The organism is Rhodococcus sp. NPDC058505, assembly GCF_042720095.1.
In the GTDB taxonomy this organism is placed as follows: domain Bacteria; phylum Actinomycetota; class Actinomycetes; order Mycobacteriales; family Mycobacteriaceae; genus Rhodococcus_G.
The window spans coordinates 111,188-135,003 of sequence record NZ_JBHXNB010000005.1; the positions used below are offsets into that span (position 1 = coordinate 111,188).

Consider the following 23,816-nt stretch of genomic DNA (forward strand, 5'->3'; position numbering starts at 1 on the left):
CGTGTGGGTGGGTCGGGTTTCCGCCGGGTGGGTGACCCGGCCGGGGGTCAGTGCCGGGTCACAACGGTGAACGGGCCGACCTCGGTCGCGGTGAACCGCGGATCGTCGAACAGCGCCTTCGGGAACTCGACCGTGTACCGCTTGACGTTCGGATCGTTCGGGTAGACGTCCGCGGCCAGTCGCAGGGTGTAGGCATCGTCGGCGGACCGGAACACGAACACGTCCGGCGCCCGCCACGGGGCCTCGTCCATCGCGGCGATCAGGGCGTCGGGGGAGTCCGACTCCGCCCAGCGGGCGATCGCCGCGGCGCGCTCGTCGAACTGCGCGAGCGGGTTCGCGTAGTGCGACGTCAACCCCTGGAACCCGAAGTACGGATAGAACGACAGGAAGCCGGTGTCGGCGGTGAGGACGACGGTGCCCGACCGCGGTCCGGGCCGCTGCGCGAGGATCTCGTCGTCGACCTGTGCGTAGTAGGCGGCGGCCCCGGCGGGACGCTGGTCCGCCCGCACCCCGTCCCCGTCGGTGTCGGTGTAGGCGATGGTGATTTCGGGGGCAAGGTGATGCGGGATCGACTGGCTGAACGCGACCGCGCCGAGGGCACCGACCGCGACCGCCGTCGCCTTGATCCGCGGATTGTCGCTGCTCGCCAGCAGGATCCACCGGGTGACGTCGACGAAGCCGAACACGCCCGCCGCGCCGAGCAGCACCAGCAGCACCGGCTCCAGCCGGAACGAGAGCAGCGTGCTGCCCGCCGCGGTGAACGCCATCGACAGCAGCGACCACAGGTACACGGCAATGACGCCGATACCGAGGGATTGTGCGCGCCGTGACGACCACGCGCGGCCGACCAGCCACACGGTCCCGAGCAGGCAGAGCAGCCCGACGAGGGAGGCGTCGAACATCGGCAGCGGCAGCGTCGAGCCGGACTCGGGCAGGTAGTGGGTCGCGGTGCCGGACCCGGCGAGGGTGTGGGTGCGCAGCGCGAGCAGGAACGGTGCCCACACGATCAGCGCGATCAGACCGGCGATCACCGCGATCGCGACAAGCCGCAGCAGCGGGTCGCGGGCCGCACGAATCCCGTTCGCGCGCACCGCGACCCCGGCCGCGATCAGGGCCATCAGCGTCACCGCGAACGCGGCGTACCCGAGATACAGGGTGTAGAAGGTCGCGGCGAGGCCGAGGAACAGGCCGGTCCCGACCACCGCGCCCCAGCCGCCGCCGCGGGTCGGGCCGACGCGGTGCAGCCCGCCCCAGGCCAGCACCAGCACCGGCGGAAGCAGGACCACCAGGACCGCGCTGTACGCCTCGGGGGAGGCGAACGCGACGGTGATCGCGGTCGTTGCGGCGGTCGCGACGACGGCGAGGTCACCGCGAATCAGCTTGGACCACAACACGAGCGCGACCGCAGCGGCCACCGCTAGGGAGCCGATCGCGTACGGCTTGAACATCTCCCAGCCGTCCATGCCGAGCAGGTTCGCGAGGCGTCCGCCGATCCAGAACCAGCCTGCCGGATAGAACGACGGCAGGTCGACGTACGTCATGTCGTCGAGGCGGGCGGTGTCGGTCAGCCGGGTGAGAAACTCGGTGCGGAACTCCTGGTCGACGGAGACGCCGTGCAGGTACAGCTTGGTCGCGGCCAGCGGCATGCCCAGGGTGACGGTGACGAACCCGGAAACCCCCACCCAGGATGCCAATTTCGCGACCAGCGGGGCACGTCCCGCCCGCAGCAGCCACACCGACACCGCCAGCAGCGCCAGCGTGGCCACCTGCCCGACCGTGGTCAGTGCGCGGGTGACGTTGGAGGAGTTGAACGCGGGCCAGTCGACCACCGAGAACGCGACCAGCCCGACGGCGGCGACCACCGCGGCGACGACGACCGCCGACGCCATCTCGCCGAGCGCCCCGATCGCCCGGCGGGCGGGTCGGACGGGGTCGGGGGAATCGGTGCTGGCGGTCGTCGGCGTCACGATTTCGGAGTCTAGGCGCTGCGCGCCCGTGAGTACTTTCGGTCCGTCAGGGGACCAAAAGGACTCACGGGCGGCGCAGCCGCCTACACCGGGAGCTTGCGGAAGACGGCGCGGGGGACGTGCCGCAGGATCATCATGACGAACCGGAACGGGCCCGGCGCCCAGACGATCTCCTTGCCGCTGTCGGATGCGGACACCGCCATCCGGGCGACATCCTCCTTGTTGACCGTCAGCGGGGCCTCCTTGACGTGGGCGCTGAACTGGGTGCGCACCATGCCCGGCCGAACCACGGTGACCTTCGGGCCGAACGGGGCGAGCGCCTCGCCGAGTCCGAGGTAGAAGCCGTCGAGGCCCGCCTTGGTGGAGCCGTAGACGAAGTTGGCCCGCTTGACGCGCTCGCCCGCCACCGAGGACATCGCGATGATCCGGCCGTAGCCCTGCGCCTTCATCTTCTCGCCGACGAGCACGCCGACGGAGACGGCGGCGGTGTAGTTGACGTTCGCGACCAGCACGGCCTTGCGCTGGTTCTGCCACAGTTCCTCGGCGTCGGCGTCCAGGCCGAACGCGACGATCGCGACGTCGACGTCGGACCTGCCCCAGGCCTCGTCGATCACCTTCGGGTGCGCCTTGGTGTCGAGCGCGTCGAAGTCGACGACGTCGACCTCGGTGGCGCCGGCGGCCGTCATCTGCGCGACGGCCTCGTCGCGCTTCGGGTCACCCGGCAGGGTCGCCAGGACCACCCGCATCGGCGCCTTGCGCAGGTACTCCTCGCAGATGGCGAGGCCGATCTCGGAGGTGCCGCCGAGCAGCAGCAGGGTCTGGGGGTTACCCACGGCGTTGATCATCAGCTCAGTTCCAGTCGTCGGGACATGTCGGAGGCGAAAACGCCTGTGGGGTCGTACTTGCGGCGGGTGGCGATCCACTCGCCGATCCGCGGGTACATCGAGTGGAAGGTCTCCGCGGTGGTGCGGGAGTCCTTCGCGGTATACAGCCTGCCGCCGAATTCGAGGACCCGCTTGTCGAGTTCGGTGACGAACTCGTTCAGGCCGGCCTTGATCGGGAAGTCGACGCACACGTTCCAGCCGCGCATCGGGAAGCTCAGCGGCGCCTGGTTGCCCTCACCGAACAGCTTGAACACGTTGAGGAACGACACGTGACCGGACCGCTGGATGTCGACGATGATCTTCTTGAACTCGTCGACGGCCTCCGGCGGCACCACGAACTGGTACTGCAGGAAACCGTGCGAGCCGTAGGCGCGGTTCCACTCCCCGAACAGGTCCAGCGGGTGGTAAAAGGCGGTCAGGGACTGGATCTGGCCGGTCGCGTTCTTGGTCTTCCGGTAGTACAGCTCGCCGACGATCGAGAAGTCGACCTTGTTGGCGAGGCCGTTCGGGAACACGTCCGGGAACGTGATCAGCGGCTTCGCGTTGAACCGCAGCGGATCCTTCTGCAGCTTCGCGGGCAGCTGATCCAGCGTCGCCAGCGAACCGCGGGACACCGCCGCCCGGCCCAGCTTCGGCGGCGCGGAGATCGCGTCGAACCACGCCGACGAGTAGTCGTAGTTGTCCTCGGAGCCGTCGCTGTGCAGCGCGATGGTCTCGTCCAGGCTCTCCGTGCGGACGCTGTCCGCGATGAAGTACGCCGTCTCGGTCGGCGTCATCTTGATCGTCGCCCGCAGGATGATGCCGGTCAGGCCGCAGCCGCCAACCGTCGCCCAGAACAGCGCGCCCTTCGGATCCTGCCGCCCGCCCTTCGGGGTCAGGGTGCGGACCTTGCCGTCGGCGGTCAGCAGGTCCAGCGACACGACGTGGTTGCCGAAGCTGCCCGCGCTGTGGTGGTTCTTGCCGTGGATGTCGTGGGCGATCGCGCCACCGATGGTGACCTGCCGGGTGCCAGGCAGGACCGGAACCCACAGCCCGAACGGCAGCGCCGCCTTCATCAGCTGGTCCAGGTTCACGCCCCCGTCCACGTCGACGAGTCCGGTGGCCGCGTCAATCCGGTGGATCTTGTTCAGCGCGTTCATGTCGATGACCAGGCCGCCCGCGTTCTGGGCCGGGTCGCCGTAGGAACGGCCGAGGCCGCGGGCGATGACGCCGCGGCGCAGGTGCGATGGCTTGCCCTCGTTCCTCTCCGCCACCTGGGCGACCGCGGACGCGATCACCTCGACGTCGGGAGTGGAGAGCACCTCCGCGGTGGTCGGCGCGGTGCGCCCCCACCCGGTGAGGGTTCGGGTCTGGGTTGTCAGAGGCTGCGGCGCCGCGGGAACGGCCGGGGCCTCGTCTGCTGTCGTGGACATCGGAACAGAGGCTACTCGCGCGGGCACTGTCCGTGTCGGGACCCGAGCCGCGTCGCCTACCCTCGACGCGTGCCCGGAACTCCGCAAACCAACGAACCGCACCTGCCGACCGCGGTCGACCTTCCGCTTCGCGACGAGACGGGGACGCCGGGCGTCGACCTGAAGACGCAGATCGTGCGGTTCGTGATCACCGGTGCGCTGTCCGCGGTCGTCGACTTCTCGATCACGATGCTGCTGCAGCTCGGGCTCGGGGTGCCGCGCGCGGCCGCCAAGTCCATCGGGTTCGTCCTCGGCACGACGACGGCGTACCTGATCAACCGGCGGTGGACGTTCAACGCCCCACCGAGCCGGGCCCGGTTCCTCGCCGTGGTCGCGCTGTATGCGGTCACGTTCGCCGTCCAGGTCGGCATCTACACCGCCCTCGGGCAGGTGTGGTCGGACACCCTCGTCTACAACGCGCTCGCGTTCGTCATCGCGCAGGGCACCGCGACCGTCATCAACTTCGTCGTCCAGCGCGCGGTGATCTTCAAGCTCTGAGCGAGGTCAGGGCGTCCCGGTCGCGAGCACGATCGTCGCGGTCCTCGGCTGCCCGCCGCCGTCCGTCCAGCCGAGTTCCACCCGGTCGCCGGGGTGTCGGCCGTTCATTTCGACCGTGAGGTCGGTCTGGGAGCGGATCGGGCGGCCGTCCCAGCTGATCACGACGTCGCCGCGCACCACCCCGGCCCGGTCGGCGGGGCTGTCCGCCCCGACCGCGACGACCTTCGCGCCGCCCTGCGTCTGCCCGACGTCGGTGACCGCGACCCCGAGCAGCGGCGTCGGCCCGATGTGCACGGTCGCGGAGCCGCGGCCGGTGCGGATCTGCTCGGCGATCGCGACGGCGTCGTCGATCGGCAGGGCGTAGGACTCGACCGGGATCGGTGTGCCCGTCGTCCGTTCGGTCGGGTCGGGGCGCATGCCGGTGTTGCCCGCGGTGCTGACGCCGACCACCCGGCCGAACGCGTCGACGAGCGGGCCGCCGGAGTCGCCGGGCCGGATGTCGGCGTTCACCTCGATCATCCCGGTGAGCCGGTTGCGGGTGCCGTCGGCCGCGTTGCGGGCGACGACGGACTCGCCGAGCGCGGTGACGATCCCCGGCGCGGACTGCGGGACGCCGTGACCGTCGGCGTTGCCGATCGCGGTGACGGGATCGCGCAGCCGCACGCCAGCGGACCTGCCGAGCTCGGCGACCGGCAGGGGGTCGGCACCGAGGAGTCGCAGCACCGCGACGTCGCGGAACCGGTCGTAGCCGAGGATCTCGGTGTCGTGGTCGGTGCCGGTGGCCATCGCGGTGGCGGTCACCTCGGTCGCGCCGTCGACGACGTGGTGGTTGGTGAGGATCAGGCCGTCGCCGATCACGATGCCGGTGCCCGCGGTGGTGAGCGGTCCCGCGGTCGCCTCGAGGGTGACGATCGTCGGGATCACCCGGGCGGCGAGGGCGGCGGGGTCCAGCGGGACGGGCGGCGGCGGGGGCGGGGTCGCGACGGTGGCGGGCACCTCGGACGGGGCGACGGGTCGCGGCAGCTCGTGCCCGACCAGCAGCAGCGCGCCCAGCGCGAGCAGCACCAGGGCCGCGGACAGCACCCGGCGGCCCGGCGGCCGATCCCTGTCCGGTGTGCCGTTCATCGATTCCGTTTCCCGCGTCTGCGCACTGTGCATCGACGGTACTGCGTCCCGCAGTTGGACGCGGGGTGGTCTGCCGGGCGAACGACACCGTCCCGGGATACGAGTGAAGCCGCCGGTGCGGTACGCACCGACGGCTCCGACGCGACAACGCCCGCCATATCGCCTCTCGGCAAGTGGTCGCTCGCAGCGACGAAATAATTTGGTACCCGGGGTATGCCCGGACGCTGTCGCACGGTCCAACCTACTCGCTGCCCGGGTTATTCCACGAGTCCGTGCGAATCAGTACAGCCGGGCCTCGTGCACCGCCCGATCGAAGACGGGCAGCGGGCCGCCCGCCCGCACGGTCCGGGCCAGCGCCGGATCGGCGAGATGAAGCCTGCCGACCGCGACGAGGTCGAACTCGTTGCCGTCCAGCCTCCTGAGCAGTCCGTCGAGGCCGACTGGCTCCGGAGTTCCGGCCTCGCGGAGGGCGGTACTGAGCCCGACGCTGCCCACCGCCATGCTCACCGCGCCGGTGAGCTTCTTGGCCCACCCGGCCAATGTGAGCTCGCTGCCGTCGAAGGCGGGCTGGTCGAACCGCCGTGCGCTCGCGTCGAACACGTCCACCCCGGCGTCGCGGAGCGGGACCAGGATCCGCTCCAGTTCCCGCGGGCCGTCCGCGATGCGGGCGCCGAAGTCCTGCTGCTTGTGCTGCGAGAAGCGGTAGAAGATCGGTGGCCGCGGTCCGATCTCCCGCCGGATCGCGCGGACCACCTCGACCGGGAACGCGACCCGGCGCGCCGCGTCGCCACCCCACCGGTCGGTCCGCTGATTGGTCGGTTCCCACAGGAACGCGTCCAGCAGGTAGCCGTGCCCGGCGTGGAGGGCGATGCCGTCGAATCCGACGTCGAGCGCGGTGCGGGCGGCCCGCACGTAGGCCTCGATCACCTCGCCGATGTCGTTCTCGGTCATCGGGGCGGTCGGGACGAGGGCGCGGTCGAGGTAGCTGTCGGGGTACACGGTGCGTCCGACCAGGCCCCATAGCCCGGACGGGCGCATCGGCTTCAGATTCGGGTCGACATCGCCCATCGCGCCCCACAGCGGGCCGACATGCCACAGCTGCGGCACGATGCGTCCGCCCGCGGCGTGCACCTCGGTGACGACGCGCCGCCAGCCCGCGACGGCGGCCTCGCCGGTCAGCCGTGGAACGTCGGGGCTGTCGACCGCGGTGGGGTGGTCGATCGCCACCCCCTCCGTGATCAGCAGGCCGGTGCCGCCCTCGGCCCGCCGCCGGTAGTACGCGGCGACGTCGTCGCCGGGGACACCGCCCGGCGAGCGTTCCCGGGTCATCGGCGACATCACCAGCCGGTTGGGCAGATCGAGCGATCCGACCGTCAGCGGGGTGAAGATCGGGTTCACAGCGGGGTCAGGAAGTCGAAGAACCCGGGGGTGGTGTCCTCGCGGAGGCGGCTGAGCCTGCGGTAGGAGATGAGCCAGCGGCCCCCCTCCAGCCGGTACTCCTCGTGGTAGTGGCCGTAGCCGTGGAGGTGTTCCTCACGGTCCCCGTTGGTCCACCACAGCTTGTCCTCCATCGCCCAGGTTCCGCGGGCGGTGGTGTCGGAGGTCAGTTCGATCTCGGGCATGTGGCCGTGGTGGACGGTGGTGAGCGCCGTCGGGCCGTCCAGCATCGCGCTGATGGCCGTGGTGAGCTTCTCCCTCCCGACGACGCGATTGGCGATGCCGTCCGACTGTGGCTGCTTGTCGCTCGGCAACCCGCCCCAGGTCTCGGACACCACGTCGTCGGTGTGCAGCGTCGGATAGATGTCCCACTGCTTCTCGTCCATGCAGCGGAGCCGGGCGGCGAAGGTGCGTTTGATCTGCTCGATCGCCATGAGTTGGTCGGCAACGGTCAAGGTGAGGGTCGCGGTCATGGTCGGGACACTGGCAGCGCAGGAGCGACTCGGACAACTCGCGTTTCCGGCGAACGGAACAGTCACAGTTCAGCGCGCCGGGTCAGCGTTGCTGGACCGGCGAGGTGGTCGACAGGTGCAGGGCGAGGGCGGCCGCCGCCATCCGGACCGGTGCGGCGTCCCGCCGGTCGAATCGGATGTCGCCCGACGGGGCGGTGACGGAGATCCCCACCGCGGCCCCGGCGAGGACCCCGACATGCGCCCCGATGCAGGAGAACCCGGTCGGGCAGGTTCCGAACGCGACGCCGCGATCGCGAACCTGCGGCGGGCCGCCCGCCGCGTCCGGCGCGGCGACCGACCGCGGCGACGGCGGGGCGGGGAGCGTCGTCGGCATCGTCGCCAGGATGGCCTTCCCGATCGTCGACGATCGAGCAGGGACCCGTGAGCCCACCCGGGTCATGAGCCCCTGCTCGTCGTCTCCGCCGATCTTTCGCAGGTAGAGGACGTCCTTGCCGTCGAGCACGCCCATGTGGACGATGTGCCCGGTGGCGTGGTGCAACTCGGTGAGCAGCGACGTCACCGACGCGTCGAGGCGGGTGCGGTACGCGGCGAGCAGTCCGATCTCGGTGAGGGCCGGGCCCAGCTCGTACCCGATCTCCGCCCGGCGAAGCCATCCCACCCGGACCAGTCGTTCGATCGACCGGAACGAGCTGGTGCGCGGGATGCCGGTCAGGCGGGACACCTCGGTGAGCGTCAACCGGGCGTTGCCCTGAAAGGCACCCACGATCAGGGTGACGCGGTCGACGACCGACGAGGGGATGGCCCCGTGTGCTTCCGTTGCGATCGACATCGTCACTCTCCACTGCGCGTACCGAGGGTGGGCCGGGGTGCCCGATCCGGGCCGGGCACCCCGCGATTGATGAGCATGAATTACCTGCTCATGGTGCCTCATTCGGCGGCTCGCGCAAATCCGTGCCCCGGGTTTCCGACGCCATCCAGACCGCGAGAATCGTGATGCCCGCGGTCGTGACGACGACCAGGCTGAGGGGGAGGCTCGACCCGCCCGCCGCCGCGACGAGGGAACTGGCGATCAGCGGTGTGAACCCGGCGCCGATGAGGCTGGCCGATTGGTAGCCGAGGGACACCCCGGAATAGCGAACGGTGGTGCCGAACATCTCCGACAGCATCGGCGCCAGCGGTGCGTACATCAGGTTCTGGATGACCTGGGCGACGATCAGCGCCACGGTCAGGAGCAGGTCCGACTTCGAGTTGATCAGCATGTACAGCGGGAAGGCGTACAGCAGCGCCAGCACCGCGCCGGTCAGGCTCACGGTGCGGCGGCCGATCCGGTCGGACAGCGCGGCGAAACCGGGGATGCACACCAGCGCAACGACCGACATCAGGACGAGAGCGCGCATGACCACCGGCACGTCGTAGCCGATCGACTTGGCGTAGGCGATGATCTGCGCGGTCGTCAGGGCGGTCAACGCGAACGGGCCGATGCCTGCGGCGCAGGCGAGGAGGAGCGGGCGCGGGCGGCGCAGCACCTCGAGCACCGGCAGCGTCGCCCGGGTCTCGCTCGTTGCCGTGTCCGCGGCCTGCTGGAAGACCGGGCTCTCGACCACGCTGAGCCGCACGTACAGGCCGATCACCAGCAGCAGCGCGCTGGCGAGGAACGGCAGCCGCCAGCCCCAGGAGTTGAAGGCGTCGCTGGGCAGCAGGCTGACCAGCATCACCGCCAGCGTGGACGTCAGGAAGCCGATCGGCGATCCGAGCTGCATGATGCCGGTCCAGGCCCCGCGACGGCGCGGATCGGCGTGCTCGGCGACCATCAGCGCGGCGCCGCCCCATTCGCCGCCGACCGCGATGCCCTGAACGACGCGCAGCGCGACCAGCAGCACGGGGGCGGCGATGCCGATCTGCTCGTAGGTCGGCAGCAGACCGATCGCGAGGCTCGCCACACCCATCATGCCCATGGTGATCACGAGCATCGACTTGCGTCCGAGCGTGTCACCGAAGTGTCCGAACACCACCCCGCCGAGCGGGCGGGCGACATAGCCGGCGGCGAGGGTGCCGAACGCGGCGATGGTCGACACCACGCCGTTGCTGGACGGGAAGAACAGGTCGCCGAGGACGAGAGCCGCCATCGTCGAGTACAGCAGGAAGTCGTAGTACTCGATCGCGGTGCCCAACAGGCTCGAGAGCGCGACCTTGCGCAGCTGCGACGGTGCCTCGGTGGGGTCGTCGACGGTCGCCGGACGACCGGCGCGGTCGTCGACGGTGTCGGTGGGTGAGCTCATGCAGCACTCCTGAAAGGCGCGTCGGATGGAAAGCGTGTGACCTTCGCCACACGATGCTCAGGCTTCCAACGCGCGTTTCGGCGGGCAATTCATGCGTCCGCTGAGCGGAACACCCCGATGCCGCTCGGCGAACGGGGCCCGTCCGTCAGTGCTGCGGTAGCGCCCCGTCCGCGAGCAGCCGCGCCAGCGACGGCGCCGCGGCGTCCTTGTCCGACAGTCGGTACTCCAGCGGGCGCCCGTCGCGTCCGACCGTCGGCCAGTCGATCGCCAGGTCCGGGTCGAGGGGGTGCAGGTCGCGGTCCAGGTGCGGGCTGTATTCGAGCGAGCACAGGTACATCACCGTCGACTGGTCCTCCAGCGAGAGGATCGCGTGCCCGAGCCCCTCGGACAGGTAGACGGCGCGGCGGTCGACGTCGTCGATCAGGACCGAGTCCCAGCGCCCGAATGTGGGCGAGCCGACCCGCAGGTCGACGATCACGTCGAGGAACGCGCCGCGCACGCAGGTGACGTACTTGGCCTGCCCCGGCGGGGAATCGGTGAAGTGCACACCGCGCAGCACGCCCGCCGCGGACACCGAGCAGTTGGCCTGCCGCAGCTCCAACGGGACGCCGACCGCCTCCCGGAACGCGGAGTCCTTGAACCATTCGAGGAACACCCCCCGGTCGTCGCCGAACCGGCGGGGGGTGATCTCCCATGCGCCTGCGATGCTCAGCTCGCGAAACTCCACGTCACCAGTCCTTGCCGCGGTCGAGCAGTCCGAGCAGGTAGTCGCCGTACCCGGATCGGACCAGGCCCTCCGCGCGGTCGCGGAGGGCGTCATCGTCGATGTAGCCGCGCCGCCACGCGACCTCCTCGGGGACCCCGATCTTCAGGCCCTGCCGTTCCTCGATGGTCCGCACGTAGTTCGACGCGTCGAGCAGGGAGTCGAAGGTGCCGGTGTCGAGCCAGGCGGTGCCGCGGGGTAGCACCTCCACCTGCAGGCGCCCGGCGTCGAGGTAGGCGAGGTTGACGTCGGTGATCTCGTATTCGCCGCGTGCGGACGGGGTCAGGTCGCGGGCGATTGCGACGACGTCGCTGTCGTAGAAGTACAGGCCCGGCACCGCGAACCGGGACCGCGGCGTCGCGGGCTTCTCCTCCAGGGACACCGCGCGGCCGTCGGCGTCGAACTCGATCACGCCGTACGCGGAGGGGTCGGACACCCGGTACGCGAACACCGCACCGCCGGAGAGGGATTCGAATCGGGTCAGCGTGGTGCCCAGTCCGGGGCCGTAGAAGATGTTGTCGCCCAACACGAGTGCGACGGTGTCGCCGCCGATGTGGTCGGCGCCGATGACGAATGCCTGTGCCAGCCCGTTGGGTTCGGTCTGCACCGCGTAGTCGATCGCGACGCCGAACTGGGAGCCGTCCCCGAGCAGCCTGCGGAACTGCGGCGCGTCGTCGGGGGTGGTGATCACCAGGATGTCGCGGATTCCGGCCAGCATCAGCGTCGAGAGCGGGTAGTAGATCATCGGCTTGTCGTAGACCGGCACCAGCTGCTTGCTCACCCCGATCGTGATCGGGTGCAGCCGTGACCCGGTCCCACCGGCCAGAATGATTCCGCGCATGCTGGGCAGTGTGTCACGGTGGGCGCGGACGGCGGCCGCCCCGCCGGGGCGCCATGTCCGTATTGTCCCGATTTGGCTATCATCGGCGGCGATGACTGACGCATATCCGGCCGACGACGCTTCCGGCCTCTTTTCCGCGGTTGCCGACTGGTCGGTGGAGTTGATGGACTCCATTGGCGGGCTCGGCGCCGGGATCGCGATCGCGGTCGAGAACCTCTTCCCGCCGATCCCCAGCGAGGTGATCCTGCCGCTGGCCGGCTTCGCCGCGGCTAGGGGGTCGATGTCGGTGATCGAGGCGATCGCGTGGACCACCGCGGGATCGCTGGTCGGCGCGCTGGTGCTCTATGCGATCAGCCGGATGATCGGCATGGAGCGGATCTGCCGGATCGCCGACCGGCTGCCGCTGGTCTCGTCCGACGATCTCCGCAAGGGGGAGCGGTGGTTCCGCCGGTACGGCAGCGCGGCGGTGTTCCTCGGCCGGATGGTGCCGCTGGTGCGCAGCGCGATCTCGGTGCCCGCCGGGGTGTCCCGAATGCCGATCGGCGCGTTCGTGCTGTACACCACGCTCGGCAGCGCCATCTGGAACTCCATCTTCGTCCTTGCCGGCTACTTCCTCGGGGAGAACTGGGCGGTGGTCGAGGAGTACGCCGGGGTGCTGCAGTACGTCGTGCTCGCCGCGATCGCGGGGGCGGTGGGCTGGTACGGCTATCGCAAGATTGCGGCCGCACGCCGGTGACCCGGCCGCTCGCCGCGGGTCTCGGCGACCGGCCCGAACGGTACTGTTCGACCGCATGAGGCTCCTCGTCACCGGCGGCGCCGGGTTCATCGGCGCGAATTTCGTGCAGCAGACCGTGACCGAGCGGCCCGACGTCGACATCACCGTCCTGGACGCGCTGACCTATGCGGGGAACCGGGCGTCCCTCGAGCCCGTCGCGGACCGGATCGACTTCGTGCACGGCACCGTCACCGACGCTGGCCTGGTGGACCGGCTGGTCGGCTCGGCGGACGCGGTGGTGCACTTCGCGGCCGAGTCGCACAACGACCAGTCGCTGGCGGATCCGTCGCCGTTCGTGCAGACCAACGTGGTCGGCACCTACACCCTGCTTGAGGCGGTGCGCAGACACGACGTGCGCTACCACCACATTTCGACCGACGAGGTGTACGGCGACCTCGCGCTCGACGATCCGAGCAGGTTCACCGAATCCACCCCGTACAACCCGTCGAGCCCGTATTCGGCGACGAAGGCGTCGAGCGATCTGCTGGTGCGGGCGTGGGTGCGGTCGTTCGGGATCCGCGCGACGATCTCGAACTGCTCCAACAACTACGGCCCCTACCAGCACGTGGAAAAGTTCATCCCGCGGCAGATCACGAACCTGCTCGACGGCGGCCGCCCGAAGCTGTACGGCCGCGGCCTCAACGTCCGGGACTGGATTCACGTCGACGACCACAATCGGGCGGTGTGGGAGGTGCTGGGCCGCGGCCGGTCCGGGCAGACGTACCTGATCGGCGCGGACGGCGAGGTGGACAACCGGACGGTCGTGGCGCTGCTGTTGGAACTGTTCGGCCGCGACCCCGGCGAGGTCGACGTCGTGCCGGACCGGCCGGGCCACGACCTGCGGTACGCGATCGACTCGACGCTGCTGCGCACCGAACTCGGTTGGGCGCCGCGCTACCGCGACTTCCGGGCCGGGCTGGCCGCGACGGTCGAGTGGTATCGGGAGAACGAGTCGTGGTGGCGGTCACAGAAGGCGGCGACCGAGGCGTTCTATGCGGACAATGAGAAGCGACCTCGATAGTTGAACGCGCAACCGGTGTGCGGCGTGCCTCCGCCACCCGCGCAGCGGCCGCGGGCCGGAAAGGACGTTGTCATGGCCGGCACACACCGGGCACCCACCCGATGGACCACCGCGCGCCGCGGCGCCGCACTCCACACCGTCGCGGTGGCCGCGACGCTCGGCGCGATCGGGGGCACCGGCATCGCGCTCGCCGCCCCCACCGACCCGCCGACCGAGACCACGGTCGCCGGCCCCGCGGCGCAGGCCCCCGACGCCGCTGCGACGGCGGACGCGACCGTGCCCGCCGAGACGGCGGACGCGGCCGTGCCCGCCGCGGCGCCGGCGGACGACGCCCCGAGCGGCCCGGACACCGAGGCGGCCGCGCCCGCCGACGAGCCCCTCGGCACCGACCCGGACCCCGGGTTCGTCGGCCTCGGCAGCGTCGGTGACGCCCTCAACGACGGCGCACTCGACTGGACCAACGTCGGCACCGGCAACATCGGCTCCTCGAACGTCGGCTCGGACAATGTCGGCTTCGACAACATCGGCTGGGCCAACACCGGGTCCGCGAACGCGGGCTCCGTGAACGCGGGCTGGGACAACATCGGCTTCGGCAACACCGGGTCCGCGAACGCGGGCACCGGCAACGCTGGCTGGTTCAACGACGGCTTCGCCAACACCGGGTCCGCCAACTCTGGTTCCGTCAACACCGGCTGGAACAACGTCGGCTCCGCCAACACCGGCTCCGCGAACGCGGGCTCCGCCAACACGGGCGCGGGCAACGCGGGCTGGGCCAACACCGGATCGGCGAACGCCGGGTCCTCGAATACCGGCGGCTTCAACCTCGGGTCGTCGAACAGCGGCTGGTTCAACATCGGCAACGGCAACGCGGGCTGGTTCAACGTCGGCTCCTCGAACGACGGGTTCGGCAACGCCGGGTCGCTGGACGTCGACTCCGGGTCCGACAGCACGGGGGCGGCGGAAACGGCGGCGCGGTCGGGGGTCGATGTCGAGGCCGACGCGGGCTGATTCCGGCCCCGACACGCCGCACTTCACCGCGCACCCCCGCAGGTGCGGCGGTACCGTCACGTCCGCAGGACCGGATACACCCAGAGTTCGCTCGAGCAAGGAGCACTCCATGTGGGCTGTCACTCGCGGAACCCCCGGCGTCAGGCGCGCGCTCGTCGTCTGCGCCGCGCTGACGCCGCTGATCGTCGCCGGGACCGGGCTCGCGCACGCCGATCCCGACTCGATTGACCCAGGCTCGATGGACCCCGGCTCGCTCAGCCCCGCCGCTGCCGTCCATGCCTGCGCGCCGCTCGGGCTGTCCGACATCGCGGTGCTGGTGCAGGTCGTCGCCCCCGGCGCGGTGCTGCCGTGCCGGGACGTCGCGGGCGGCCTCGGGCTCGGCGGTGGCTCGGCGGGTGGGGGCTCGGCGACGTCGGCGAGCGCGATCGGCTCCAACAACATCGGCGAGAACAACACCGGGTCCTTCAACGTTGGCCCGGAGAACACCGGCTCGAACAACGTCGGCTCGCAGAACACGGGCTCCGGCAACGTCGGCTCCGCGAACACCGGCTCCGGCAACGTCGGGTCGGCGAACACCGGCTCCGGCAACATGGGCTCCGCCAATACCGGGACCGGTCAGGTCGGATCGGCCAACACCGGCAACCTGAACCTCGGCTCGGCCAACACCGGGTCGACCAACATCGGTTCCGCGAACACCGGCTCCTCGAACACCGGCAGCGGCAACACGGGGTCCCTGGTGGAGGGCTTCGGGCTCACCGGACTCGGCTCCGTCGCCGTCGGCTCGACCGGGATCAACTGGAACTGACACGCGCGACGCGGCACCGCCCCCGGCCGCCACCGTTGGTACTGTTCACCGCGAAATACCTGGCCGAGGACAGCGTTGGCCGGGTCGGGACACACGGTTGGGACCTACTCGATGGATCAGGCATTTGCGGTTGGGGGTGCGCCCGTCGAGAACAACGACGAGGCGCTGCAGAATGCGCTCGTCGAACCCGCCCCGCGCGACCGACTGGTTGCCCAGCGCGGGCTGTTCGCTGCGCCGTCCCCCCGGGTGCCGCGGAAGATGTACGTCGAGGTCAAGGGCCACGCGGACACGGACCGCGACACCCTGACGCTGCGTGCGGGCGCGCACGCGGACACCAACACCTACTTCGGTCGCTTCGCCGCGTCCTTCTGGCAGCGCTGGACGGCCGTCACCGTCGTCCGACTCGAACTGGACCACGAGACAGCGGGGTCGGCGACGATCGCGTTGCGCGCCTCCGACGCGAAGGGTCGTAAGCGCCTGATCACGCAGGAACAGGTCACCGGGTCCGGCACCCTGACGGTCGAGGGCCGTCTGGACCGTTTCGTCGACGGCGGCGCGATGTGGTTCGACGCGGTCGCGGACGCCGGCGACCTGACCGTCACCAACGTGCGGTGGACCGTCGACGCGCCCGACCACCTGCGGCCCGCCGCGGTCGTGATCTGCACGTTCAACCGCGCCGACGACTGCGCGACGACGGTCGGCACCCTGGCGGCGGACGCGGGAGCGATGGCCGACATCGACACCGTCTGCATCGTCGACCAGGGGACCGACCAGGTCCGCTCCCGGCCCGCGTTCGCCGAGGTCGAGGCCGCGCTCGGCGGCAAGCTGACGTACCTCACCCAGCCGAACCTCGGCGGGGCTGGCGGATTCTCCCGCGGCATGCACGAGATCACCTCGGCGCCGGGATCCGCGCACGCGAACGTCATCCTGATGGACGACGACATCCTCTGCGAGCCGGAAACGGTGCTCCGGATGAACGCGTTCGCGAACATGACCGTCAAGCCCGCCATCGTCGGCGCGCAGATGCTGTCGCTGAGCAACCCGCAGGTGCTGCACGTGAGCGCCGAACGGGAGGTGCTCGACGAGATCACCGCTGGCGCGTTGACGCCCGGCGCGATGATGGGCGTCGACCTGGTGAAGAAGAAGCAGGAGCAGCGTTTCGACGCGGGCTGGAACGGCTGGTGGACCTGCCTGCTGCCCGCCGAGATCATCGCCGACTGCGGGCTGCCGCTGCCGCTGTTTTTCCAGTGGGACGACATCGAGTACGGCATCCGGGCCCGGTTCGCGGGGCACCCGACGATCACCCTGCCCAACGCGGGCGTCTGGCACGCCGACTTCCACCTCAAGGACTACGACGACTGGGCGCGGTACTTCAGCATCCGCAACGGCCTCATCGTGTCGTCGATCTACGGCCGCTTCGACGGCACCACGATCGCCAAGTACCTGTTCCGCAAGATCAGTGAGCTGATCGTGTCGATGCAGTACGGTCTGGCCGCCACGTTCATCAAGGCCGCCGAGGACTTCCTGGCAGGCCCGGAGTTCCTCGACGACGGCGGCCAGGCGGTGCTCGGCGAGATCCGCGCACTGCGCGCGAGGTATCCGGAGACGGCGCCGCGACCGGCGGTCGAGGTCGGCGCCGAGGCCGATCCGCACACCCAGATGGATGTGTGGGCGTTCGAGCCGGACGAGAAGCGGGAGGGGCTGGTGCTCGCCAAGCGGGCGGTGCAGCAGTTCCTCGGTCGCGTGGACGGGCGGCCCGTCACCATTCCCGCGCACTACGCCAACTGGTGGCATGTGTCGCTGTTCTCGCAGGCCACCGTCACCGACGCCTCGCAGGGCGCGGTCCGGGTGCGGCGCAGGGACAAGCAGACCGCGCTCGAACTGACCCGGCAGGCGGCGAAGGTGTGCTGGCGGCTGCGCAAGGAGGCGCCGCGGATGAAGGACACCTACACCGAGGCGCTGCCGCGGATCACCAGCAGGGAGAACTGGACCCGGCTGTACGGCACCGAGGCGTGATGGGTGCCGGCCAGCGCTGAGCAGCCGCAGGCACGGCGGCGCGGGCAGCGGACGCTGCCGGGTCCGCTGCTGCCGCTCGGGGCGGGGCTGCTCGCGACGCTGATCGGCATCGCGGGATCCTGGATTCCGTCGTTCTGGTGGGACGAGGCGGCGACGGTGTCGGCCGCCGACCGGCCGCTGCCCGCCCTGACGGAACTGGTGCTCGACCGCATCGACGCGGTGCACGGGCTGTACTACCTGCTCATGCACGGCTGGTTCGCGGTGTTCGGGTTCGGGGAACTGTCGGCCCGGATCCCGAGCGCGCTCGCGGTCGGCGCCGGGACGGCGGCGCTGGTCCAGCTGGCCCGGACCCTGGCGGGGATCCGGGTCGCGGTACTCGCGGGCGCCGTGTTCATGATCCTGCCGCGGATCACCTGGGCCGCGACGGAGGCCCGCTCGTACGCGCTGGTCGCGGCGATGGCCGCGGTCACCGGTCTGGTGCTGGTCGTCGCGTTGCGGTCTGCGCGGCGCGGGTGGTGGGTGCTGTACACGGTGGTCACCGCGGTATCCGTGGTCCTCTTCTTCCACAGCGCGGTGCTCGTCGTCGCGCACGCGATCACCGTCGGGGTCGGTCGCAGGCATCGGCTGCGGTTCGCGGCGGCCGCGACCGCTGCCAGCGCGCTGGTCGCGCCGTTCGCGGTCCTGGCCATCTCCCAGTCCAGGCAGATCGGGTGGGTGCCGCCGCTCGACTCCCGGATCGCCGAGACGATCGCCGTCGACCAGTGGTTTCCCGGTGCGGCCGGGTTCGGGGCGTTGTGCCTGCTGATCGTTGCGGCGGCGCTCGTGGTCCGGCTGGTGCGGGGGCCCGCGGCGGCCGGCGCCGCCGCGGGCCCGGTCGGGGTGCTCGCCGTCGCGGTGCCGTGGCTGCTGGTGCCGATCGTGCTGTTCCTCGGCTACTCCGCCGCGGTCGACAACATCTACCTCGGGCGCTATCTCATCTTCACCACGCCCGCGCTGGCGCTGATCGTCGCGGTCGCCGCCGCCCGGGTCGCCCCGTCCCGGGTGGCGGCCGCGGCGCTGGTGCTGGTGCTGGCGGCGGCGGCGCTGCCCGCCTACCTTGCGCAGCGGCAACCGTGGGGAAAGCCGGGGGGCATGGACTACAGCGCCCTCGCCGACGACCTCGCCGCGCGCGCGGAGCCCGGCGACTGCGTCGCGTTCCAGCCCAGCGTGTCGTGGCAGCCGACGTCGCTGCGCGCGATCGAACAGGTCCGGCCCGACGCGTTCGCCGGGCTCGTCGACGTCGGGTTCGGTGAATCGGGAACCGACCGGGTCAGCCTGTGGGACGCGGACGCCCCCGCCGAGGTCGTCGCCGCCCGAGCGAGGGACTGTGCGGTGGTGTGGGTGGTCACCGACGGCGACCGCACAACCCGCAGCCGGTACCTGCACCCCGCCAACGTGTGGTGGGAGTTCGCGCCGTTCCGGTTCACCGACTCCGAGCTGTACCGGGCGCTGGCCGGTGCCGGGTTCGTCATCGCCGAGCGGGTGCCGGTGCACCACACCCAGCTGGTGCGGATGGTTCGGTGACCGTCACACCCAGTAGGCGACGCGGGACCGGTAGTTCCGCATCGCGAACAGTGCGACGGTCCAGCCGACGACGGTCACCGCGAGGACGATCACCCAGTGGTAGAGCTGCTGGTCGCCGCCGAGCAGCGGGGTGCGGACGATGTCGAGGAAGTGGTACAGCGGGTTGAGCTCGGCGATCTTCGCGCGCTCCGCGTTCCCGGTGCCCTCGAGGGTCTTCTCGGTCCAGATGATCGGGGTCATGAAGAACAGCAGCTGCACGATGCTGCCGAGCAGCGGCGCGATGTCCCGGTAGCGGGTGGACAGGATGCCGAACAGCAGCGACACCCACACCGCATTGATTGCGATCAGGAACAGCGCGGGGATCGCCGCGATCGCGGTCCAGCTGATCGGCTGCGGGAAGATCGCGAAGATGACCACGTAGATGACGATGTTGTGGGCGAACAGGATCATCTGCCGCCACACCAGTCGGTACACGTGCACGCTCAGCGGTGTCGGGAGCTGTTTGATCAGCCCCTCGTTGGACATGAACACGTCCGCACCCTCGAGGATGGACCCGCTGATCAGGTTCCAGATGATGAAGCCGAGGGTGACGTAGGGCAGGAACTCGGCGATGTCCATGTTGAACAACGTGCCGTACAGCAGGCCCATCGCGACCGCGGAGACACCGGTCGCGATCGTGATCCAGAACGGGCCGAGCACCGAGCGGCGGTACCGCTGCTTGATGTCCTGCCAGCCAAGGTGCAGCCACAGTTCGCGGTGCCGGAATCCTTCCCGGAGGTCCTGGAAGGCCCGCCGGAAACTCCGGGAATCGGCGTGCACGGTGTCGATCGGGGCTGCGGTGGGCGTGTCGGGCACAGGGGACGAGACTACTCGCCCGTCCGCACCCGTCGTCCGCTCCTGTTCCAGGTCCACGTCACTGCCGCTCAAAGCGTTCCTCCCGGCCGAGTTTGCGAAGACGCACCCATTCCCGCAGGCCGGCGGGGTCGCGTCGGGTGATCAGGAAATACCAGCCGAAGCGCAGCCACTCCTGGGGGAGCAGCCGCCGCATGCCCGGCTGCGCGAGCAGATAGCCGCGGTTGCGGTAGGTGAAGAAGCGCTTGGTGTCGTTGTCCGGGTACTGGGTGTGCATCCGCCCACCGAGGATCGGTTTGAATTCGTCGGTGCCGCACGGGTGCAGGTACGCCGTGGTCAGGCAGGTGCCGAACGGCAGACCCGACCGGACCAGCCTGCGGTGCACCTCCACCTCGTCGCCGCGGACGAACAACCGCAGGTCCGGGACACCGACGGCGTCGATCGCGGCCGCCGAGAACAGGGCACCGTTGAACAGTGACGCGATCCCGGGCAGCAGGTCGCCGTCGCCGAGCTCGGAGCGGGTCCGCCGCCATTCCAGGCCGCGGCGCAGCGGAAACGCCAGCCGGTCCGGCTCGTCGATGTTGCACACCACCGGCGACACCTCCGCCAGCGCGTTCCGCTCGGCGCAGGCGAGCAGGGCGGCGAGCACGTCCGGGCCCTCGGGGCGGCCGTCGTCGTCGGCGAGCCACACCCAGTCCGCGCCGAGCGCGAGGGCGTGCAGCATGCCGAGCGCGAACCCGCCCGCCCCGCCGAGGTTGTGCTTGGAGCCGATGTAGGTGGTCGGCACGCTCGCCGACTCGACCAGCTTCCGCACGTCGGCCTCGTCGGCGTTGTCGACCACGACGAGGTGGTCCAGCGGTCGCGTCTGCGCGGCGAGCACCCGGAGGGACGCGGCGAGCAGCTCGCGTCGCCGGTGGGTGACGACGACGCCGATGATCGTGCTCACACGGTGCCGTTCGGCGAGGCGGTTTCGGTCTTCTCGCGCTCGATCTCGCGGATCACGTGCGCGACGTGGTCGCCCGCATCGTCGCCCTCGTAGGCGCGCACGACCTCCTCGATGCCGCCGCTCATCCGGATCTGCCCGTGGTCGATCCACATCGCCCGGTCGCACAGCTGCGCGAGGAACTCGTTGGAGTGGCTCGCGAAGACGAGGATGCCGGAGCGTTCGACCAGCGCCTGCAGCCGGGTCCGTGCCTTCTTCATGAAGTCCGCGTCCACCGCGCCGATGCCCTCGTCGAGCAGCAGAATCTCGGGGTCGATGCTGGTGACGACGCCGAGCGCGACCCGAACCCGCATGCCGGTGGAGTAGGTGCGCAGCGGCATGTTCAGGTACTCGCCGAGCTCGGTGAACTCGGCGATCTCGTCGACCTTCGCCAGCATCTGCTTGCGGGTCATGCCCATGAACATGCCGCGGATCAGGATGTTCTCGTAGCCGGAGATCTCCGGGTCCATCCCGACCCCGAGGTCGAAGACCGGTGCGACGCGGCCGCGGACGCGGGCGGTGCCGCGGGTCGGCTCGTAGATGCCGGACAGCAGCCGCAGCAGGGTGGACTTGCCCGCGCCGTTGTGGCCGACCAGGCCGACGCGGTCACCCTCCTTCAGGGACATGGTGATGTCCCGCAGCGCCTCGACGACCACGACATCGGAGCTGTTGCGGCCGATCGCGCCGCCCGCCTTCCCGAGGAACGCCTTCTTCAACGACCGGGTCTTCGCGTCGAAGATCGGGAAGTCGACATACGCGTTGCTGGTCTCGATGCTCACGTGGTCAGTCAAGGTGCGCCTTTCAAAGCGGGTTCAGCCCGCCGGCTGGGCCCGCGGCGGCTGACACGGTCGCCCAGCCTACCGCCCCACCGGATGCGCCCCGGCCGCGGGGGGGGGGGGGCCGGGGGGGCCCCCCCCCCCCGGGGGGGGCGCCACGGGGGTGCGCGGGGGCCCCCGGGGGGGGGGGGGTTCCACGCGCCCCCCCCCCCCCCCCCCCCGCGGTGGCCCCCCGGCCGGGGGGGGGGCCCCTGCGCCCCCCCCCCCACGCGCGGGGGTGGCTCACAGGTACTGGCCGGTGCCCGCCTGCGGCTGCTGCTGCCCCGACTGCGGGTGCGCGCCGCCGCCCAGCCCGGGCGGCAGCGCACCCTGCCGCATCTGCTCGAGCTGCGCCCGCGCGGCCATCTGCTGCGCGAACAGCGCGGTCTGGATGCCGTGGAACAAGCCCTCCAGCCAGCCGACCAGCTGGGCCTGCGCGATCCGCAGCTCGGCGTCCGACGGAACGCTGCCGTCGGTGAACGGCAACGCGAGCCGTTCCAGTTCCTCCCGCAGCTCCGGCGCGAGGCCCTGCTCGAGCTCACGAATCGACGACTTGTGGATTTCCTTGAGCCGGGTGCGGCTGGCGTCGTCGAGCGGCGCCGCCCGCACCTCCTCGAGGAGCTGCTTGATCATGGTCCCGATCCGCATCACCTTCGCCGGCTGCTCGACCATGTCGGCGAGGGTCTCCGAGGGCTGCTCCTCGCCGCCCTCCGCTGGCTCGTCGGTGCCGGTGCCCGCGGCGTCCGCTGCGGCGTCGGCCGCCGAGCTGCCCGGCGTCAGCGCCACGGGCCTGCCATCGGGTCCGATCACGACAACGTGCTCATTCTCCGGTTGCGTCATGGCTCCATCTTCGCGGTTTCAGCGCGGAACCGCGAAGAGGCAGCTCGACCGCCGCGCGGCCGCGGTCAGATCGGCTGGCCGGGTGTGCAATCCGTCATCCCGATCACATCGCCGGGAAATCAGGTCTTAGGCTGTCGGTCATGGCTTACGACGTCGCCCGGGTGCGGGGACTGATCCCGTCGCTCGGGGACGGATGGATCCATCTCGATCCGCAGGCCGGAATGCTGCACCCCGATTCCGTGTCGACGGCCGTGTCGACGGCGTTCCGCGGCTCCGCGTCCTCGCACGCCGGACGGCATGCCGGCGCCCGCCGCGCCGCCGAGATCCTGCAGTCCGCCCGCGAGGCGGTCGCCGACCTGGTCGGCGGCGATCCGGCGGGCGTCGTCCTCGGGCCGGATCGGGCGTCGCTGCTGGCGTGGCTGGCTGAGTCGCTCAGCTCCCGGCTCGGGCTCGGCACCGGGGTGGTGCTGTCCCGGTTGGACGAGGAGGCCAACGTCGCGCCGTGGCTGCGGGTGGCGAACCGGTACGGCGCCCAGGTCCGGTGGGCGGAGGTCGAGATCGACACCTGCGACCTGCCAAGCTGGCAGTTCGCCGAACTCATCGGCCCGACGACCCGGCTGGTCGCGTTGACCGCGGCGTCGCCGATCGTCGGGTCCGCGCCCGATGTGCGGGTCGCCGCGGACCGGATCCACGAGATGGGCGGCCTGCTGGTGTGCGACGCCGTCGCCGCAGCGCCGTACGCGCACGTCGACATCCACGAGCTCGGCGCCGACGTCCTCGCCGTGAACGGGCCCACCTGGGGCGGACCGCAGGTCGGGGCGCTGGTGTTCCGGGACCCCGGTCTGATCGACCGGATCCCGCCGATCTCGCTGAACCCGCACGCGCAGGGCCCGGAACGCCTCGAACTGGGCGTGCACCAGTACGCACTGCTGGCGGGGCTGACGGCGTCCATCGACTACCTGGCCAACCTCGACGAGTCCGCGAGCGGCACCCGGCGGGAGCGCCTCGAGACGTCGATCAGCTCGCTGCAGGACTATCACGACCGGCTGTTCGAGCGGCTGCTCGCGTCGCTGCGCAGGCTGCCGCAGGTGACGCTGATAGGGACCTCGCACAGCCGGGTGCCGACGCTCAGCTTCACGATCGCCGGTGTCCCGGCGGACAAGGTCGCCGACCACTTCGCCGAACGCCGGATCGGCACCGTCGTCGGGGGCAGGGGCAGCAGGCTGCTCGACTCGCTCGGCGTCAACGAGGAGGGCGGCGCCGTGACGATCGGCCTCGCCCCGTACACCACGCGCTACGAAATCGACCAGCTCGTCCGTGCCGTCGCCTCGCTCGGCTGACCGTCCCCTCCGCCGGGGTTCCCTAATGTCACATCGGGTCACTCCACGATCGCTAATGTGACATTAGGGAACCCCGGCGCG

The 23,816-nt window shown here is 70.7% G+C and carries 22 protein-coding genes; 8 read left to right on the forward strand and 14 right to left on the reverse strand.

Annotated elements, in window-relative coordinates:
• Positions 1–47 precede the first annotated feature (47 nt).
• The 3 genes from ACFWPA_RS05895 to ACFWPA_RS05905 all read right to left on the reverse strand — a co-directional run bounded on the left by ACFWPA_RS05895 (position 48) and on the right by ACFWPA_RS05905 (position 4,263).
• Positions 48–1,889 (reverse strand): galactan 5-O-arabinofuranosyltransferase, encoded by a 1,842-nt coding sequence (locus ACFWPA_RS05895; RefSeq protein WP_378569869.1) that lies wholly within the window; start codon positions 1,887–1,889, stop codon positions 48–50.
• 161 nt (positions 1,890–2,050) lie between these two features.
• Complete coding sequence (locus ACFWPA_RS05900; RefSeq protein WP_378569825.1) at positions 2,051–2,812, reverse strand: decaprenylphospho-beta-D-erythro-pentofuranosid-2-ulose 2-reductase; 762 nt, start codon at positions 2,810–2,812, stop codon at positions 2,051–2,053.
• Complete coding sequence (locus tag ACFWPA_RS05905) at positions 2,812–4,263, reverse strand: FAD-binding protein (protein WP_378569826.1); 1,452 nt, start codon at positions 4,261–4,263, stop codon at positions 2,812–2,814. Before ACFWPA_RS05905 ends, ACFWPA_RS05900 begins: the two co-directional genes overlap by 1 nt.
• Positions 4,264–4,332: 69 nt before the next feature.
• Here ACFWPA_RS05905 and ACFWPA_RS05910 point away from each other — a divergent pair, with 69 nt between their 5' ends.
• Complete coding sequence (locus ACFWPA_RS05910; RefSeq protein WP_378507624.1) at positions 4,333–4,800, forward strand: GtrA family protein; 468 nt, start codon at positions 4,333–4,335, stop codon at positions 4,798–4,800.
• 6 nt (positions 4,801–4,806) lie between these two features.
• On the opposite strand, the gene ACFWPA_RS05915 is transcribed toward ACFWPA_RS05910, so the two are convergent.
• The 7 genes from ACFWPA_RS05915 to rfbA form a co-directional block, all read right to left on the reverse strand.
• On the reverse strand, positions 4,807–5,925 hold the full coding sequence (locus ACFWPA_RS05915) for a S1C family serine protease (protein WP_378507625.1): 1,119 nt from the start codon (positions 5,923–5,925) through the stop codon (positions 4,807–4,809).
• Positions 5,926–6,204: 279 nt separating this feature from the next.
• On the reverse strand, positions 6,205–7,263 hold the full coding sequence (locus tag ACFWPA_RS05920; RefSeq protein WP_378569870.1) for a 12-oxophytodienoate reductase: 1,059 nt from the start codon (positions 7,261–7,263) through the stop codon (positions 6,205–6,207).
• Positions 7,264–7,319: 56 nt separating this feature from the next.
• Complete coding sequence (locus ACFWPA_RS05925; protein WP_378507626.1) at positions 7,320–7,835, reverse strand: nuclear transport factor 2 family protein; 516 nt, start codon at positions 7,833–7,835, stop codon at positions 7,320–7,322.
• An 82-nt stretch (positions 7,836–7,917) separates the two neighbouring features.
• Positions 7,918–8,664 carry an IclR family transcriptional regulator gene (locus tag ACFWPA_RS05930; protein WP_378507627.1) on the reverse strand — a complete coding sequence of 249 codons (747 nt, stop codon included), beginning with the start codon at positions 8,662–8,664 and terminating at the stop codon, positions 7,918–7,920.
• Positions 8,665–8,752: 88 nt separating this feature from the next.
• Positions 8,753–10,114: an MFS transporter gene (locus ACFWPA_RS05935; protein ID WP_378507628.1), complete on the reverse strand. Its 1,362-nt coding sequence runs from the start codon at positions 10,112–10,114 to the stop codon at positions 8,753–8,755.
• 145 nt (positions 10,115–10,259) lie between these two features.
• Positions 10,260–10,841 (reverse strand): dTDP-4-dehydrorhamnose 3,5-epimerase family protein, encoded by a 582-nt coding sequence (locus ACFWPA_RS05940; protein ID WP_378507629.1) that lies wholly within the window; start codon positions 10,839–10,841, stop codon positions 10,260–10,262.
• A 1-nt stretch (position 10,842) separates the two neighbouring features.
• Complete coding sequence (gene rfbA / locus ACFWPA_RS05945) at positions 10,843–11,718, reverse strand: glucose-1-phosphate thymidylyltransferase RfbA (protein ID WP_378507630.1); 876 nt, start codon at positions 11,716–11,718, stop codon at positions 10,843–10,845.
• A 91-nt stretch (positions 11,719–11,809) separates the two neighbouring features.
• Here rfbA and ACFWPA_RS05950 point away from each other — a divergent pair, with 91 nt between their 5' ends.
• The 6 genes from ACFWPA_RS05950 (at position 11,810) to ACFWPA_RS05975 (ending at position 18,906) form a co-directional block, all read left to right on the forward strand.
• Complete coding sequence (locus ACFWPA_RS05950) at positions 11,810–12,454, forward strand: DedA family protein (RefSeq protein WP_378507631.1); 645 nt, start codon at positions 11,810–11,812, stop codon at positions 12,452–12,454.
• 55 nt (positions 12,455–12,509) lie between these two features.
• On the forward strand, positions 12,510–13,514 hold the full coding sequence (rfbB, locus tag ACFWPA_RS05955; protein ID WP_378507632.1) for a dTDP-glucose 4,6-dehydratase: 1,005 nt from the start codon (positions 12,510–12,512) through the stop codon (positions 13,512–13,514).
• Positions 13,515–13,586: 72 nt separating this feature from the next.
• On the forward strand, positions 13,587–14,522 hold the full coding sequence (locus tag ACFWPA_RS05960; RefSeq protein ID WP_378507633.1) for a hypothetical protein: 936 nt from the start codon (positions 13,587–13,589) through the stop codon (positions 14,520–14,522).
• 109 nt (positions 14,523–14,631) lie between these two features.
• The gene (locus ACFWPA_RS05965) at positions 14,632–15,327 is read left to right on the forward strand and encodes a hypothetical protein (protein WP_378507634.1); all 696 of its coding nucleotides are present in this window, start codon (positions 14,632–14,634) and stop codon (positions 15,325–15,327) included.
• Positions 15,328–15,438: 111 nt separating this feature from the next.
• The gene (locus ACFWPA_RS05970; protein WP_378569827.1) at positions 15,439–17,343 is read left to right on the forward strand and encodes a glycosyltransferase; all 1,905 of its coding nucleotides are present in this window, start codon (positions 15,439–15,441) and stop codon (positions 17,341–17,343) included.
• A 3-nt stretch (positions 17,344–17,346) separates the two neighbouring features.
• Positions 17,347–18,906 carry a glycosyltransferase family 39 protein gene (locus ACFWPA_RS05975; RefSeq protein WP_378569828.1) on the forward strand — a complete coding sequence of 520 codons (1,560 nt, stop codon included), beginning with the start codon at positions 17,347–17,349 and terminating at the stop codon, positions 18,904–18,906.
• A gap of 3 nt (positions 18,907–18,909) precedes the next feature.
• Here ACFWPA_RS05975 and ACFWPA_RS05980 read toward each other — a convergent pair whose 3' ends face one another.
• The 4 genes from ACFWPA_RS05980 to ACFWPA_RS05995 all read right to left on the reverse strand — a co-directional run bounded on the left by ACFWPA_RS05980 (position 18,910) and on the right by ACFWPA_RS05995 (position 22,395).
• Positions 18,910–19,734 (reverse strand): ABC transporter permease, encoded by an 825-nt coding sequence (locus tag ACFWPA_RS05980; RefSeq protein ID WP_378507742.1) that lies wholly within the window; start codon positions 19,732–19,734, stop codon positions 18,910–18,912.
• A gap of 85 nt (positions 19,735–19,819) precedes the next feature.
• Positions 19,820–20,704, reverse strand: a complete 885-nt coding sequence (locus tag ACFWPA_RS05985) for a glycosyltransferase (RefSeq protein WP_378507638.1) — start codon at positions 20,702–20,704, stop codon at positions 19,820–19,822.
• The gene (locus ACFWPA_RS05990) at positions 20,701–21,531 is read right to left on the reverse strand and encodes an ABC transporter ATP-binding protein (protein ID WP_378569829.1); all 831 of its coding nucleotides are present in this window, start codon (positions 21,529–21,531) and stop codon (positions 20,701–20,703) included. The genes ACFWPA_RS05985 and ACFWPA_RS05990 overlap by 4 nt, the downstream gene beginning before the upstream one ends.
• A 267-nt stretch (positions 21,532–21,798) precedes the next feature.
• Positions 21,799–22,395 (reverse strand): bacterial proteasome activator family protein, encoded by a 597-nt coding sequence (locus tag ACFWPA_RS05995; RefSeq protein WP_378507640.1) that lies wholly within the window; start codon positions 22,393–22,395, stop codon positions 21,799–21,801.
• A 140-nt stretch (positions 22,396–22,535) separates the two neighbouring features.
• Here ACFWPA_RS05995 and ACFWPA_RS06000 point away from each other — a divergent pair, with 140 nt between their 5' ends.
• On the forward strand, positions 22,536–23,735 hold the full coding sequence (locus ACFWPA_RS06000; RefSeq protein ID WP_378507641.1) for a cysteine desulfurase-like protein: 1,200 nt from the start codon (positions 22,536–22,538) through the stop codon (positions 23,733–23,735).
• Positions 23,736–23,816: the final 81 nt, after the last annotated feature.